Source organism: Stenotrophomonas sp. ESTM1D_MKCIP4_1, assembly GCF_003086895.1.
Taxonomy (GTDB): Bacteria; Pseudomonadota; Gammaproteobacteria; order Xanthomonadales; family Xanthomonadaceae; genus Stenotrophomonas.
Map to the genome: position 1 here is coordinate 2,085,425 of NZ_CP026004.1, position 15,164 is coordinate 2,100,588.

8 protein-coding genes are annotated in these 15,164 nt (G+C 67.8%); all 8 read right to left on the reverse strand.

Translation table 11 applies throughout. The features are described from left to right. Positions 1-41: 41 nt before the first annotated feature. Entirely contained in the window at positions 42-785 is a 744-nt protein-coding gene (locus tag C1924_RS09635; protein ID WP_108765091.1) for an RNA polymerase sigma factor FliA, read from the reverse strand. Continuing rightward, the gene (locus C1924_RS09640) at positions 782-1,669 is read right to left on the reverse strand and encodes a MinD/ParA family protein (protein ID WP_108765092.1); all 888 of its coding nucleotides are present in this window, start codon (positions 1,667-1,669) and stop codon (positions 782-784) included. The genes C1924_RS09635 and C1924_RS09640 overlap by 4 nt, the downstream gene beginning before the upstream one ends. After that, positions 1,656-3,341: a flagellar biosynthesis protein FlhF gene (gene flhF, locus C1924_RS09645; RefSeq protein WP_108765093.1), complete on the reverse strand. Its 1,686-nt coding sequence runs from the start codon at positions 3,339-3,341 to the stop codon at positions 1,656-1,658. The genes C1924_RS09640 and flhF overlap by 14 nt, the downstream gene beginning before the upstream one ends. 145 nt (positions 3,342-3,486) lie before the next feature. Continuing rightward, on the reverse strand, positions 3,487-5,592 hold the full coding sequence (gene flhA / locus C1924_RS09650; RefSeq protein WP_108765094.1) for a flagellar biosynthesis protein FlhA: 2,106 nt from the start codon (positions 5,590-5,592) through the stop codon (positions 3,487-3,489). Further along, complete coding sequence (flhB, locus tag C1924_RS09655; protein ID WP_108765095.1) at positions 5,589-6,719, reverse strand: flagellar biosynthesis protein FlhB; 1,131 nt, start codon at positions 6,717-6,719, stop codon at positions 5,589-5,591. The genes flhA and flhB overlap by 4 nt, the downstream gene beginning before the upstream one ends. A 101-nt stretch (positions 6,720-6,820) precedes the next feature. Further along, the gene (locus C1924_RS09660; protein WP_216821588.1) at positions 6,821-8,179 is read right to left on the reverse strand and encodes a hypothetical protein; all 1,359 of its coding nucleotides are present in this window, start codon (positions 8,177-8,179) and stop codon (positions 6,821-6,823) included. After that, positions 8,176-14,538, reverse strand: a complete 6,363-nt coding sequence (locus C1924_RS09665; protein WP_254051269.1) for an AAA domain-containing protein — start codon at positions 14,536-14,538, stop codon at positions 8,176-8,178. Before C1924_RS09665 ends, C1924_RS09660 begins: the two co-directional genes overlap by 4 nt. Then, positions 14,510-15,163 (reverse strand): 4Fe-4S single cluster domain-containing protein, encoded by a 654-nt coding sequence (locus tag C1924_RS09670; RefSeq protein ID WP_108765097.1) that lies wholly within the window; start codon positions 15,161-15,163, stop codon positions 14,510-14,512. Before C1924_RS09670 ends, C1924_RS09665 begins: the two co-directional genes overlap by 29 nt. Between the last annotated feature and the right edge of the window lies 1 nt (position 15,164).

Consider the following 15,164-nt stretch of genomic DNA (forward strand, 5'->3'; position numbering starts at 1 on the left):
TGTTCACTACGGGCGGCCGGGGGCAGCCGCCTCGTGCATGTTCATTCTTCCAGGCCGGCATCGACGGCCTCGAAGATCTTCAGGCGGCCGCGCAGGCGCAGCACGGCCTGGCCGTGGATCTGGCAGACCCGCGACTCGCTGACGCCGAGCACCGCGCCGATCTCCTTCAGGTTCAGCTCCTGCTCGTAGTACAGCGACAGCACCAGCTGTTCGCGTTCAGGCAGGTGGCCGATGGCCTTGCCCAGTTCGCGGCCGAACTCGCCGCGTTCCAGCACCTGCTGCGGGGTCGGGCCGCCCTGGGCGACGGTGTCCAGCTCGCCCTGGTCCTCGATGCGCGATTCCAGGCTCAACACCTGGCCACGCGAGGCGTCTTCCATCAGGCGCAGGTACTCGGGCAGCGGCATGTCCATCGCGGCGGCCACTTCGGTGGCGCTGGCCGCACGGCCACTGGTCTGTTCCAGCCGGCGGATGGTGGCGGCGGCGTCGCGGGCGCGGCGGTGGACCGAGCGCGGCACCCAGTCGCCACGGCGGATCTCGTCGATCATCGAACCGCGGATGCGGATCGAGGCGTAGGTCTCGAACGAGGCGCCCTGGTCTGCGTCATAGCTGCGCGAGGCTTCGATCAGGCCCATCATGCCGGCCTGGATCAGATCGTCCACCTCGACACTGGCGGGCAGGCGGGCGGCCAGATGGTGGGCGATGCGGCGCACCAGGTCCGAGTGCTGGACGATCACATCGGTCGCGCTGGCGCGCTGGACTTCCTTGTACTGGGCTGCGCCTTTCATACGGTCACCCCACGCTGCTTGAGGATGCGTTCCAGGAAGAATTCAACGCCACCGCGCGGTTCGGTCGGCGCCTGCCAGCGGGCGGTGCGGCGGGCAATCTCGGTGATGGCCAGTGCGGCCGGGCTCGACGGATAGGCCTTGACCACCGGCTGCTGGCGCTGCACCGACAGGCGCAGCCAGTCATCCTGCGGGACGCAGCCCAGGTAGTTCAGCGAGACATCGGCGAGGAACTTCTCGCAGACGCGGGTCAGCTTTTCATACAGCACGCGCCCTTCGTTGGGGTCGCGCACCATGTTGGCCACCACCTGGATGCGGTCTACGCCACGTTCGCGCGAGAGCACCTTGATGAGCGCGTAGGCATCGGTGATCGAGGCCGGCTCGTCGCAGACCACCACCACCGTGTCCTGCGCGGCCTGGCAGAAGGTCAGCACGCCATCGGTGATGCCGGCGGCGGTGTCCACCACCATGATGTCCAGCTCGCGTTCCAGTTCGGAGAACACGTTGACCAGGCCGACATGTTCGGCCGGGGCCAGTTCGGCCATGTGCCGGCGGCCCGACGCGGCCGGGACCACCAGCACCCCGTTGGGGCCTTCGATGATCACGTCTTCCAGGCTGCAGCGGCCGGCCACCAGGTCGGCCAGGGTGAACTTCGGGTTCAGGCCGAGGATGACGTCGATGTTGGCCAGGCCGAGGTCGGCGTCCAGCAGCAGGGTGCGCTTGCCCATGCCCGCCAGCGCCACGGCCAGGTTGGCCGACACGTTGGTCTTGCCCACGCCGCCCTTGCCGCCGGTCACCGCAATGGTGCGGACAGGGCCAAGCGGCTCGCTGCGGGTGGCCGACAGCGGGAAGGTAGTGGTCAGCTTGGCGTACTCACGCGACGGCATGGTTCAACTCCGGGTTGCAGGGCATATCGGCCGCTCGGCGCAAATCTTCAAGGCGAAGTACAAGATTGGCTGCACTGGCCCGGTGCAGGTCCTCCGGCACGTCCTGGCCGTCGGTCACCCAGGTGATCGGCAGGGCGTGGTCGACGGCCACCGAAAGGGCGTTGCCGAAGCGGCCGGTCTCGTCCAGCTTGCTCAGCACCAGGCCCTGCAGGTTGGCCGCGCCGAACCGGCGGACGACCTCGTCCATGTCGCCGAAGCTGGTGTTGGCCGGCAGCACCAGCAGGGTGCGCACCTGGCGTGCGGCGCGCAGCCACTGCAGCTGGGCGGCGAGGGCGCGGTCACGCGGGCCCAGGCCGGCGGTGTCGATCAGCACCAGCTTGTAATCCTGCAGGCGCTCCAGCAGCTGGTCCAGATCGGTGCCGCTGTTGGCTTCGTGGACGGCGATGCCGAGCTGGCGGCCGTAGCCGTACAGCTGCTCGCGGGCGCCGATGCGCATCGTATCGGTGGTCACCAGGGCGACGTCACGCGGGGCGTGCTTTTCGGCGAAGCGAGAGGCCAGCTTGGCGATGGTGGTGGTCTTGCCGGCGCCGGTCGGGCCGACCAAGGCGATCACGCCGCCTTCTTCCAGCGGGTCGACCGGGGCGATCGGCAGCTTGCGCGAGATCAGCCCCAGCATCAGGCCGCGGCCACGATGGGCTTCGGTGTCCAGCGGGATCTGCATGGCCACGTCGCGCGACAGGCCGGCGTCGAAGCCGTACTCGTCCATCAGGTCCAGGGCGGTGGCGCGCACCGGGCAGCCGCGAAGGCGCTCATCGGTGAAGCGGTTCATCTCGCGCTCGATCACCTGGCGCATGCCGGCCACTTCCTGGCGCAGCTGGCGGATCTCTCCGTCATCGGCGGCGACCATGGTCAGCGCCGGGGCGGCAGCCAGCTGCGGGGCGGGCGCCGGCAGGGGCGCGACCGGCGGCGCCGGATCATTGGCGGGGGCTTCGGCAACCGGCACTTCGATGACCGGGGCAACGGCCTGGACCGGGGCAACAGGGGCTTCCAGCGGAGCGGCGGCGACGCTGGCGGCCGGGGCCGGGGCCGGGGCCGGGATGGGCGGCGGCACGACGGCGGCGGTGTCTTCCAGCGGCGGATCGATCAGGAAGCGTGCGCGGTTGATCGGCGCGGCGGCGACCGGTGCCTGCGTCGGCGGTGCCACGATGGCGTCGGCATAGGGGGCGAAGATCTGTTCCGGCAGTGCCGATTCGTTGACGCTGGCACGGGCCAGGGTGGCGGCGAAGCCGGTGCTGCCGCGGGTCGGCACGATTTCGTCAGCGCTGTCCAGGGTGCGGCCGGTGGCGCCGACGGCGGCGCGTGCCAGGGCGGCCACGGCCGAGGTGGTCGCGGCAACCGGTTCGGCGGCCGGGGTAGCGCTGCGGCGGCGGGTCACGGCGGCAATGACGGCGTCGGCGGCGGTGCGCGGCTTCGGCGGCGGCGGAGCAACGTCGCGGCGCGATGCTTCCAGTGCGCGCTGCACGGCGCTTTCGTCGTAGTTGGCCGCGGCGACGATCTCGATACCTTCCTCGATCCGGCGGTTGGACAGGATCACGGCATCCGGGCCGTGTTCCTTGCGCACCAGGTTCATGGCCGAACGCATGTCGGCGGCGACGAATCGTTTGATTTTCATGCTGTGGTCACGGGACGCGGTCGGCGGAGTGGCGGTCGGAGAACGCGGATGGTCGGTGGTCTGCACGGTTCGGGTTCCCCTTGGAATCTGTCGTGTGGTGCGGTTTGAAAGTGGTGTCTGTTTTCTGGCGCGTGGCAGGCGGGTGTCAGCTGATCGTTCCGACCAGCTTCAGGCGCTTGTCTTCCGGCACCTCGCTGTAGGCCAGGACCGACAGCGACGGAACGCTGTGGCGGACCAGGCGGGCCAGCGCGGCACGCACCGGGCCCGGTACCAGCACGACCGCCGGCTCGTTTCGCGCTTCCTGCTTGCTGACACATTCGGCCAGGCTCTGGTGCAGTCGCTCTGCGAGTCCGGGTTCCAGCGCGGCGCCGTTGCCCTGCGTGGACTCCTGCAAGACACGTTCCAATTGCGGGTTGAGGGTGAACACCGGCAGCTCCGCCGACATTCCGGCGATCTCCTGCACGATGAAGCGGCCCAGCGCGGTGCGCACGGCAGCGGTCAGCGTGGCGGGGTCCTGGCTCATCGGCGCGTGCTCGACCAGCGCTTCGGCGATCTTGCGCAGCTGGCGGATCGGGATGCGCTCCACCAGCAGGTTCTGCAGCACGCGCACCACCGCCGACAGCGGCAGCGCCTTGGGCGTCAGATCTTCGACGAGCTTGGGCGCGCTCTTGCCCAGGTTGGCCAGCAGGTGCTGCACTTCTTCGTGGCCCAGCAGTTCCGGCGCGTGTTCGCGGATCAGATGGGACAGATGCGTGGCGACCACCGTAGCCGGGTCCACCACCGTGTAGCCCATGGTCTCGGCCTGGGCGCGCTGGTGGGGCTGGATCCAGGTGGCATCCAGGCCGAACGCGGGGTCTTTGCCGGCGATGCCATCCAGCGGGCCCAGCGCACTGCCCGGGTCCAGGGCCAGTTCGCGGTCGGGGTGGATGTCGGCGGTGGCCACCGGCACGCCATGCACCAGCACGCGGTAGCCGTTGGCGGGCAGCTCCAGGTTGTCGCGGATGTGCACGGACGGGATCAGGAAGCCCACGTCCTGGGTGAGCTTGCGGCGCACGCCCTTGATGCGCGCCATCAGTTCGCCGCCCTGGTTGGCATCCACCAGCGGAATCAGCCGGTAGCCGACTTCCAGGCCCAGCGGATCGACCGGGCGCAGTTCGTCCCAGCTCAGTTCGGCGGTGGGGGCGGCTGCGGTCGGGCGGCCGAGGGCGTTCAGCGGGCCGTTTTCGCCGGCCTTGGCGGCCTCGTCGGCGGCCGGGGCCTGCTGCTTGCGGTACAGCTTCCAGGCGATGAAGCCGAGGATCGCGGCCAGCGTCAGGAAAGCGACGTTCGGCATGCCCGGCACCAGGCCGACCAGGCCGATGATGCCGGCGGTGATGGCCAGTGCGCGGTACTGGCCGAACACCTGGCCGGTCATCGCCTGGGCCATGTCCTGCGAGCGCGAGGCGCGGGTGACCAGCATGGCCACGGCGCTGGAGATCAGCAGGGCCGGCAGCTGCGCCACCAGGCCGTCACCAATGGACAGCAGGGTATAGGTGGCAGCGGCATCGCCGAACGGAATGCCATGCTGCAGCACGCCCACGGCCAGGCCGCCGAGCATGTTGATGAACAGGATCAGGATGCCGGCGATGGCATCGCCGCGGATGAACTTGCTCGCACCGTCCATCGCACCGTAGAAGTCGGCTTCCTCGCGGACCTCCTCACGGCGGGCCTTGGCTTCTTCCCGCGTCAGCAAACCGGCGTTCAGATCGGCGTCGATGGCCATCTGCTTGCCGGGCATGGCGTCGAGGATGAAGCGCGCGGTCACTTCCGAGACGCGCCCGGCGCCCTTGGTGATGACCACGAAGTTGATGATGGTGAGGATGGCGAACACCACGATGCCGACGGCGTAGTTGCCACCGATGACGAACTCGCCGAAGGCGGCGATGACCTTGCCGGCCGCGTCGTGGCCGTTCTGGCCGTTGAGCAGGATCACGCGGGTGGAGGCGACGTTCAGCGCCAGCCGCAGCATGGTGGTGACCAGCAGCACGATCGGGAAGATGGTGAAGTCCAGCGGACGCTTCACGTAGACCACCGCCAGCAGCACCATCAGCGAGATGGCGATGTTGAAGGTGAACAGGGCATCGAGGACCGGCGCGGCCAGTGGGACCACCACCATGGCCAGCAGGGCCAGCACGATCAGCGGCGCGCCAAGGCCCTGGCGGATCATCTCCAGGGCGCGGCGGGTGTTGAAGCCGGAGGCCTGCGCGCTCATGGGCGACCTCCCTGGCCGAACTCATCCACGTCGACATGCGGGGCGGACGGCATCGGGCCGGTCCGCCAGCTGCGCAGCTGGTAGACGTAGGACAGCACCTGGGCGACGGCTGAATACAGTCTCACGGGAATTTCCTTGCCGAGTTGCCCTTCCCGATACAAGGCCCGTGCCAAAGGCGGGGCAGAGACAATGGCGACCTTGTTGCCGTCGGCCACTTCACGGATGCGCAGGGCGGTTTCGTCCACGCCCAAGGCGACCACGGTGGGGGCGTTCATGCTGCCGCCTTCGTACTTCAGTGCCACGGCGTAGTGGGTCGGGTTGACCACCACCACGTCGGCGGTGGGTACGGCTTCCATCATCCGGCGGTTGGCCAGCTGCTGCTGCATCTGCCGGATGCGGCCCTTCACTTCCGGGCTGCCCTCGCTTTCCTTCATTTCCCGGCGCAGCTCCTCGCGGGTCATCTTCAGCTTGCGCATCCAGTTCCAGCGCTGGTACGGCGCGTCGATGGCGGCCAGCACCAGCATCGAGCCGGCCGCGGCCAGCAGCAGCTTCAGGGTGAAGCCCAGGCCATGGGCGATGGCCGTTTCCAGCGGCTGGTTGAGCAGGCCGCGCAGGCTGTCGAAGCTGGCGGCGAAGACCAGGGTGGCCGACACACCCACAAAGGCCACGCGCAGCAGCGATTTGATGAACTCGGCCACGGCTTCGGCGCCCCAGATGCGCTTGATGCCGGCCAGGGGGCTGAGACGCTTCAGGTCGGGCATCAGCGACTTGTTCGACCAGCGCAGGCCGCCCATCACCAGGGGCGACAGGAAGCTGGCCAGCACGCAGACCAGCAGCAACGGCCAGCAGGCCAGCAGCAGGCGCAGGAACAGCATGCCGAAGTGACCGAACAGCAGCTGCGGGTTCTGCCACAACCCCGGTTCGGGGCTGAGCGCGGCGCGCATCCAGGCACGGCCGCCGGCGCCGAGCGAGGCGCTGCTGGCCATGATGGCGATGACCGCCGCGCCGAACACTGCAACGGTGGCCAGCTCACGCGAGCGCGGGATGTTGCCCTGTTCGCGGGCTTCACGGAGGCGTTTTTCTGTTGGCTGTTCGGTTTTTTCGCCTGCGTCTTCGTTCTCGGACATCACGGGCACTGCGGCTGGAGGTGCCGGAGTGCATGCAAGAACTGTTCCGTGACGGCCGCCGGGCAGGGCCCGGCGTTACCCGCAGCCCATCGTCGTGCCCGTCAGCGCGGCGGGCTGTCTCCAGAGCGTTTGGCGGTATCGGCGACTGACCGGGCAGGCTCGGCAAGACCTTCCACTTCCTTCAGTGGCACTTCCCCCACGCCCAGGGCCCGCTCGATCTGCAGGTCGCTGCCCTGCGCGTTCAGCTGTGCCTGCAGGCGTGAGAAGTCACCACACCAGAGTGCTTCCACGTCGCGGTCGCGGCTGCGGTCGCGCTGGGTGTCCATCGCCACGGCGCGCACCTGCAATCGACCAGTTCCGGCAGTGCCACCGAGTTCCACGCCATAGCCGGGGCTGGCGGGTCGACGTAGAACGACGCGCCCCTGGTCGGACCAGGCGGTTGCCATGCCTTCATGCACTTCGTAGCCCAGCTCGGCAAGCCCGGCCAGCAGGGCGGCGCGACGCGAAGCGGCCGCCTGGACCTGATGGTGATCATCGATGGCGCGCTGGCAAGCATCGGCCAGGGCACGGAGGCGGGCGGCCGGCACGTCGGTATCGGCTGCGGCGACCTCGCGCAGCAGCCCGCCGTGGGTGTCCGCATCAAGCGTACCGAGGATATGGGCCAGATCCTGCAGGTGCGTCAGGTGCTCGCGCTGCTGGCGAAGGGTCGTGGCGGCGCTGGCAAGATCCAGTACCAGACTGTCCAGGAGGAGGTTGCGTCGCTGCGCGTCGGTCTCGGCCTCGGCCGCACGCAGCGCTGCCTGGAATGCCGCGGAGAAGCCTTCTCCCTGCAGCAGCTGCAGTTCGGCGATGTGCCGATCAATACGCAGCAGCCGCGGGTCACGTGTGATGGGCGCCGGGTGCCAGGCAGTGGAGCGTCCGGAGGCATCCTCACGCAGGACGTCGGCAATATCGCGCTGTGCCTGGCTGAGTGCCTCGCCCTGTTCGGGCGGGGAAAGCGCCAGCGTGGCCCGTGCCAGCAGCGTTTCGGCATCGGCTTCGGCACCACCCTCAGCCAGCCGGGTCAGCGCCCGGGACAGTTCTGCATCCACGGCTACGCCGCCCTCATGCAGTGCTCTGAGGACGGTAGCGGCATTCTGTTGCTGTTGCCGGACGCGTTGTCGCTGGGCGATGCGCTGTTCTGTCGCGCGTTCCTCGCGCTCAGCGAGGTCAGCGCGCAGCCAGGCCATCTCGGCCTTCACCTGGGAATCGTAAAACGCATTGTCACTTTCGGCGGCTGCCGCGCGCAGGGTGTCACGGCGTGCCAGTACGGCGGTGAGCTGGGCCTGTTCCAGGCTCTGCAGCTGCTGGGCACGTTGCTGCCAACGCTGCACCTCGCGTTCCAGCAGGCGCAGCATTTGCTCGCGGAGGGCGCGGAGTTCGGCTTCGGACCGGAAACGGACGACTTTCGGGCCGCTCATGCGGAGGCCTCCGGGGCAGGAACGTGCTCTCGCTCAGGGGGTGGGGCGGACATCTCCAATGCCTGCTCCACCGCCTGGCGCAGGCGTGCGCGTTCGCCATCACCGTCGTGGTACCAGCCCTGCGACGACACACGATGCAGCCGTGGAATGGCGCGCCCGAGCACGGTCGGGCGCCAGATCTCGCGGGCGCGCGCCCGCTGCAGCAGGCCATGGCTCGGTGCGTCGCATTCGATGCCGATGGCGTACAGGCCTGTGCGCGGGTCTTCGATGGCGAAATCCAGGCCGAAGGCATCCCCTTCGCTGGCCGGATTGGCGGCCCAGCCCAGCGAGCGCAGGTAGTCCCCGACGATGGCGACGAAGCCGTCCTGTGCGCTGCGTGCCGTGCTGGGAACCGTGCTGCGGTCGGTCTGCAGGCGGTTCAGCAGGCTGGTGCTCGCCTCGAACTCGCCCGCACACAGGGCACGTGCATACTCCAGGTAGCCTTGCAGATAGTCGCGCGGGGTGGCGGGGGCGCGCTGGGTATTGAACATGTCCGACACATCGTTGATCGGCATCGAGGTGATCATCACCACCTTCTGTCGAGCACGGGTGACGGCTACGTTCAGTCTCCGCTCGCCGCCGGTCTGGCCGAGCACACCGAAGTTGCGGCGGAACGTGCCCTGGCCATTGCGGCCGAAGGTGGTGGAGAACACGATCACGTCGCGCTCGTCGCCCTGAACGTTCTCCACGTTCTTGATGAACACCGACATGTCTTCACCTTCCACGATGCGCTCACGTTCCTGCTGCAGGGCCACGCGGAACGACTCGTCCTCGCTGGCCCGCAGTTCCAGCTGGTCCTCGATCAGCTCGGCCTGCTTGCGGTTGAAGGTCACCACGCCCACCGAGGGACGCTGCGCATGGGGCGACTGCCAGAGGTTCTCGAGGTAGGCCACCACGCGTTCGGCCTCCAGCGCGTTGCTCTGGTTCTGGTACAGGCCATCGACCTGGATCAGCTGCAGCGGCTTGACCTGCTGGATGCGTGCCTGCGGGTGACGGACGGGTACGTTGAGACGGTTGCCATAGAAGGATGCGTTGGAGAAACCGATGAGCTCGCGGTACGCCGAGCGGTAGTGGATCTGTAGGGTGGTGCTGGGCAGCACGGTGCGCGCCAACTGCAGCAGATCAGGGCAATCCTTGATCTCGCGCCGGTTCCAATCGTCCTCGAACGCCTCGCGCTGCGCCTCGTCGGCCTCTGCGTCAGGTTCTTCGCCATCGAACACTTCGGCTTCATCACTTTCCACGCGGCTGGAAAAGAACGCCGTGGGCGGCATCTGCTTTTCGTCACCGCTGACGACCGTGACCTTGCCACGGAACAGGGTGGGGAGGGCGTACTCCACCGGCATCTGCGAAGCCTCATCGTAGATCACGGTATCGAACAGGCCGGCCTGTAGTGGCAGCACCCGGCTGGCCACATCCGGGTTCATCAGCCAGACTGGGCGAAGGTGCATGAGGCCCAGTGCGCTGCCCAGCTCGATGAACTCACGCAGGCGCCGCGAGCGGCGTCCGGTCAGCCGGGTAACGTCTTCCCATTGCTTGCGATTGCCCAGAGAGTCCATATCCAGCTGACTGCCAAGCAGGTCGCGGTTAAGGCGACGCATCTGCCGGTCGGCCTCGGCCAGAGAGCTGATCTTCGCCTGTGCTTCGTCCTGGCTGAACTGCAGTTCGGGAAGCTCGTGCTCGATACGATGTTTCCAGCCAAGCCGTGCTTCGCGGTTCAACAACCGGCGTACGGCGCTTTCCAGCTGGTCGGGTGGCAGTGCATCCAGCTGTGCCTCACGCTGGCGCAGCTGTCCCAGCAGTTGCAGTGCAGCCTCATCCAGCTGGCCCGCGCGGCCACGGAACCGCTGATAGGCCGGCAGGGTTGGCAGCGCGCCCTGCAGCCGGTCCAGCGCAAGCTGGTTGTCCAGGTTGTGCAGGACGTTATGCCGCAGTTGTTGGGCCAGCCGGTCGTCGAGCCAGTCCTGGAGTGATGCAAGCTGGTGCAGGCTCGCTTGGCGCGCAGCGTGCCTCAACAGGGAGGCGTCCAAGTCATCCAGCAGCATCTGCAGCTGGGCCTTGTCGCCGGTCAGCATGGCGGTATCGGTCTGCTGGGCGCGTGGGGATTGGGCAAGTGCACGCGCCAGAGCCTGCACTTCCAGCAGCCCAGCAAGGTCCTGTTGCAGTTGAGGCAGCAGGTCGGCGCCGCCGTCTTCAGCGACGGCGGGCAGCCCCAGTGCCAAGCGGCCGCTGTTGTAATGGCTGCGCAACGGCGCCAGTTGCAGCTCCAGGCGCACTGCGCCCAGCAGGGCCGGCAGGGCCCCATCGCGGGTGACGCCGCCATGGTCGCGCAGCAGGCGATCAAGGCGGCCGCGCTGAACGACGTGGCGTGGATTCAGGCGGGACCACCAGGTGGTTCGCGCGATCACGCTCATGCAGTCCTGCTCATGCCGGCGCAATGTGGCTTCATCCAGTCTGGCCAATGTGCTGGAGAGACCGGGTACCCCGCTGCCGTGAGCGACCTGGCCAAGCTGCTGCTCGACCCGCCGCAGCTGGACGACCAGGCTGTCGCCCTTCACCGGATCGCCGCCGCTTGGGCTGCGGAAGAGCGGCAGCCAGCGGGCGAGACGCTGGCGCTGTTCGTCACGCAGGGCCAGCAGCGTGGTCACATGCGCGCTGATCCAGGCCCGATAGGGCGCCGCGTCTTCGATCTCGAAGCTGGCAGGATGGTCGGCCAATGCCTGCTGGCGTTGCCGTTCGGCCTGCACGAAGGCATGCAGGCTTTCGGCGAAGGCGTCCAGCGTGGCGCTATCGGCGGCAAACGGCCGAAGATCCGCCAGAGCACTGCCTTCGTAGCGCGCCGGCAGCCACCAGCGCACCAGCGGTGCACACTGCTCTTCAAGCGCCGTGAGCTGGGCCATGTCCAGTGTGCCCAGGCGTTGCCGCAGCGCGGGAAACTCCAGGGGCGGCAGGCCCGTCTCCAGTTCGATCAGCTCGCCCAGCAACTGCCGATAGCTGAGGTGGCTGAGCGGATCGATGCGATGCAGGCTGTGCTGGAAGCGATCCAGTTCACCCTCGAGCGATTCGATGCGTACGGCGGTACGCTCGCGCGCTGCGCGCCCGTCCGGGTCACCACTGCCCTCGGCGAACAAGCGTTCCAACTGCTCGCGTATCGCGCGGATGACGGGCTCTCGATCCTGGTTGACGTCGTTGACCATGACGATGCGCTGCCCCAGACCTTCGGCAACCAGACGCTTGTGCACCACTTCAAGGGCAGCGTGCTTCTGGCACACGATGAGCAGGCTGCGACCGCGACCGATGGCATCGGCCACCATGTTGACGATGGTCTGGCTCTTGCCGGTGCCGGGTGGCCCCTCGATCAACAGGCCTGGGCCTTGCCGGGCCTGCAGCACCGCCGCCTCCTGCGAAGGATCGCTGGCGACAGTGAAGTAGCGATCCAGCTCACCTGGCGCGGAGGTCGGGGCTGCATGGTCCGCAGGCGGCGCCAGGCGCAGGGCGGTCTCCAGGCCGGTGCCATTGGGCGGGAGCACCTTCAACTGGCGAAGGTCCTCGCCAATCGCCTGGCCCATGAAGGTGACATGGAACAGGACAGCGGCACATTCCAGTTCGTCGCCAAGTGGATCCACCGCCACATCCGGGCCTGGCAGGGCCGTCAGGGTGCGCGAGCGGACACGGGCCAGCATGCCGAAGGCATCCATCACGTCGGACGCGCGCAGCGACGACCGGCCCAGCAGCTCATCGGCCGATGTCTGCCAGCGGCGGAACATCTCAGGACCGAGGATGCTTTCCAGTGCTGGATTGATCCGCACCTCCTCGCGCTCGCCATCGAAGGCAAGGTTGGCCTGGTAGCGTTGGGCCAGTCCCATGTCCAGCTTTACCGGCCACAACAGCAGCGGAACGATGCGGGCGCGCGCGTTGCTGCGCGGATCGCGGCTGAGCAGGAAGGGAAAGCCAAGGTACAGGCCATCGATGCCGGTATCGCGCTTGTAGAGGGTGCTTTGGCGCAGCAGCGAGCGCAGCCGCTGCTCAACCGACGGGGTGCGCTGGAGAGCTTCCGGATCGACAGCGACGGCGCGTGCGTTGCGCTGCATGAGGTGGTCGAGCAGGGCGGCGGCCGGGCGTCGCACACAGTTCAGTTCGTGGATATCCACCCGCGCGGTGGTCTTGCCGATGCTCATCCGGACCAGCGGCCCGCGCATGACAGCGGTGACCACCTTCTTCTCGAAGAAGTCCAGGATCTGGGCCACGTACTGCTGCCGTTGTGGCTGCTGCCAGCGGCTGCCGGGAACGGCCAGCACCACGAGCGCGCGCGCCAGTGGCATGCGCCGTTCCAGGCGGAACTGTTCGGCCCAGCTGTCGATGACCGGCATGCCGGATCGCGCGAAGCCGAGGATTCGCTCGTCCATCGCGCGGTACAGATCGGTGCGTGGGTGTTGCAGCAGCAGGGTGGCCGCATCGGCATCCCATTCGGCAAGACCTGCCTTGGCTGCCAGTGCAGTGGCGTCGGCGACGATGGCGTCTACCGAGCGGAACTGACCGATGGCGGCACTGAGCAGGACGATCAGGTCTTCTTCGGTGACCAGTCTGCGTTCGGCCAGGGCCGCCAGGCCGGGGTGCTCCGTATCGGGCAGCAGCCGCTGGCGCTCCTGCCACTGGCTGGCCAGGCGGGCCCGCGAGGTGGACAGCAGGTACACCCGCAGCACTTCTTCGATGAGGTCGATCTGTTGGTGCAGCGCACGCTGCCGCACATTGTGCGCACGCAGCTTCAATCTCGACAGCCACGCGTCGGTCTGCAGTTGTTCGAGCAGGTCCGGTACCGATCCGCTGATCAGGCGGTACCCTTCCAGTGGGTTTTCAAGCAGCCAACCAGGCGTGACGATGCTGCCGCGGTGGATGAGCGGCATTTCCGGATTGAGGATCTTCAAAGCCAGCATCAGCTTGAAGTCCTCTTCCACGCCTTCGTGCTGTACCACCTGGCGCAGCGCGGACACGGTAGAAGGAGCAAGCCCAGCCTGGTCCGCCCAGGTGACGATGACGCCGCGCAACAGGCTGTCACGTGCTTCGTCCCAGTGCTCGGACTGTGCAGCCTCCAGGGCGAAGGACGCAGGACGATGGAAGCGTCGCTCACCCAGGCGAAGGCTTGCCCCGTCGCCCTCATCGCGCTCCTGCGCAGGCGAGGGCGGGGCGGCCACTGTAATGCCGGCCAGCCAATCCGACACCTCCGGCCACTGCCAGCGCTGGTGGCGGTCACGCACCAGCAGGCCGCGCAGCAGCAGATTCAGGTCCGGATCGATATCGGGCGGAATGGGTACGCCATTGGCCAGCACGTGGATCAGGTAGGCGTTGGTGTGGGTACCCTCGAAGCAGCGGCCCTGGGTCAGCTGCTCCAGCAGGATCATGCCCAGGCTCCACCAGTCCGACGCGGCGGCCACGCCGCCGGCGATCGCTTCGGGAGCCATGTAACGGCTGGTTTCCAGCGGCGAAACGATGTCCAGGTCGAACTCGGACAGACGCGCTGAGCCGAACCCACTGATGACCATGTCCAGAGGGTCGCGCGACCGGACCAGCAGGCTGGCCGGACGCAGGTCACGGTGGCGCAGGCCGGCTTCGTTGAAAGCGTGCAGGGCCTGTCCCAGCTCCCGCACAACATGACGTACCGCCTCACGATCGGCGATGACACTGCCGAGGTCTGCCAGGCTGCCGGCGGCAAGCATTTCCACGACCTCATAGGCGCGGTCATCCCAGCGCCCGGTCGCGATGATGTCCGGCACATGCTCACGTGGCAGCCGTCGGATGACATCGTAGATCGCGGGGTCGGGCTCAGCGCCAGCGCGGTACAGGGTGAGCACCGCCGCCTGTCCAGTCTGCGCATGCTCGGCGTGGTAACGCTCGCGGATGCCATCGGTGCTGCTGATCTGGCTCAACAGCCGCCACTGGTCGATGACCGTTTCGGCACTGCCTGCGTCGCCATCGTGGGGTGTTTCAGGGACGGTCCCGGCAGCAGGCGGCATCGCCGGCGCGTCAACGGCTGCGGGCTCGGCGCCGCACTGCAGACACATCAGGTCACCGGCTTCCAGTGCATGGCCGTTGCTGCAGAGGGCATCGACGCGCACGTCGTGCGTCGCCTCGGAGACCTGATCCTGGGTCCGCACGATCTGGGGGCGCCAACCATCGGCATGGATGGGCTCGCCAGCCAGATCCCAGCCGCAGGGATGCGCGCCGACCTCGCCTTCGCAGAACAGTTCATGCAGGCCGCGTTCGGTACGGCAGTTCGGGCAGAATCGGATCATGCAGTTACTCCACGTCGTCGCCGCTGGGGGCATGCGCGCTGGTCTGTAGGTAATGACCTTGCGCGCGCAGCATTCCGCGCAGGCGCAGCAGATCGTTGTGTCGGGGGATTCCGGCCATCCACAAGCTGCCATCCTCGTCAAACATGATGTCCAGCACGTTGTCTGAGGGCGCATGCAGGCGATCAAGCCCCGCAAGCCGGTCGCGGCCAAGGTCGGTGAGCAGGCTCAGCCGCTGGTTGTCGCTTCCGCGCAGCGCCCGGGTCTGCCCGGCAGCGGCCAGGTAGGGGTCGCTCATCAGTCCATCGATCAGACCTGCCGCGCGGCGCAACGGTGCCTGCAGCGTCTCCAGCGAATGACCGCTGTACACGAGGATATCGCCTGGGCCACGCGAACGCAGGCCTCTCAACAGAGCCCGCAGTGCATCGAACTGGTCGAACGGCTCGCCGCCGGAGATCGTCACCCCGTCGGCCTGCTGCCACCAAGGGGCAAGCTGCTCAAGCAGATCCTCTACCTCGATGCGGCGATGTCCCGGTCCCCATGTATCGGCGGAGATGCAGCCGGGGCAGCGGATGCTGCAGCCCTGGAACCAGATGCCGAGCCGCTGGCCCGGCCCCAGCGTGGTGACGGGAAAGTGCGCCCGCGACAGACTGACCTGCATG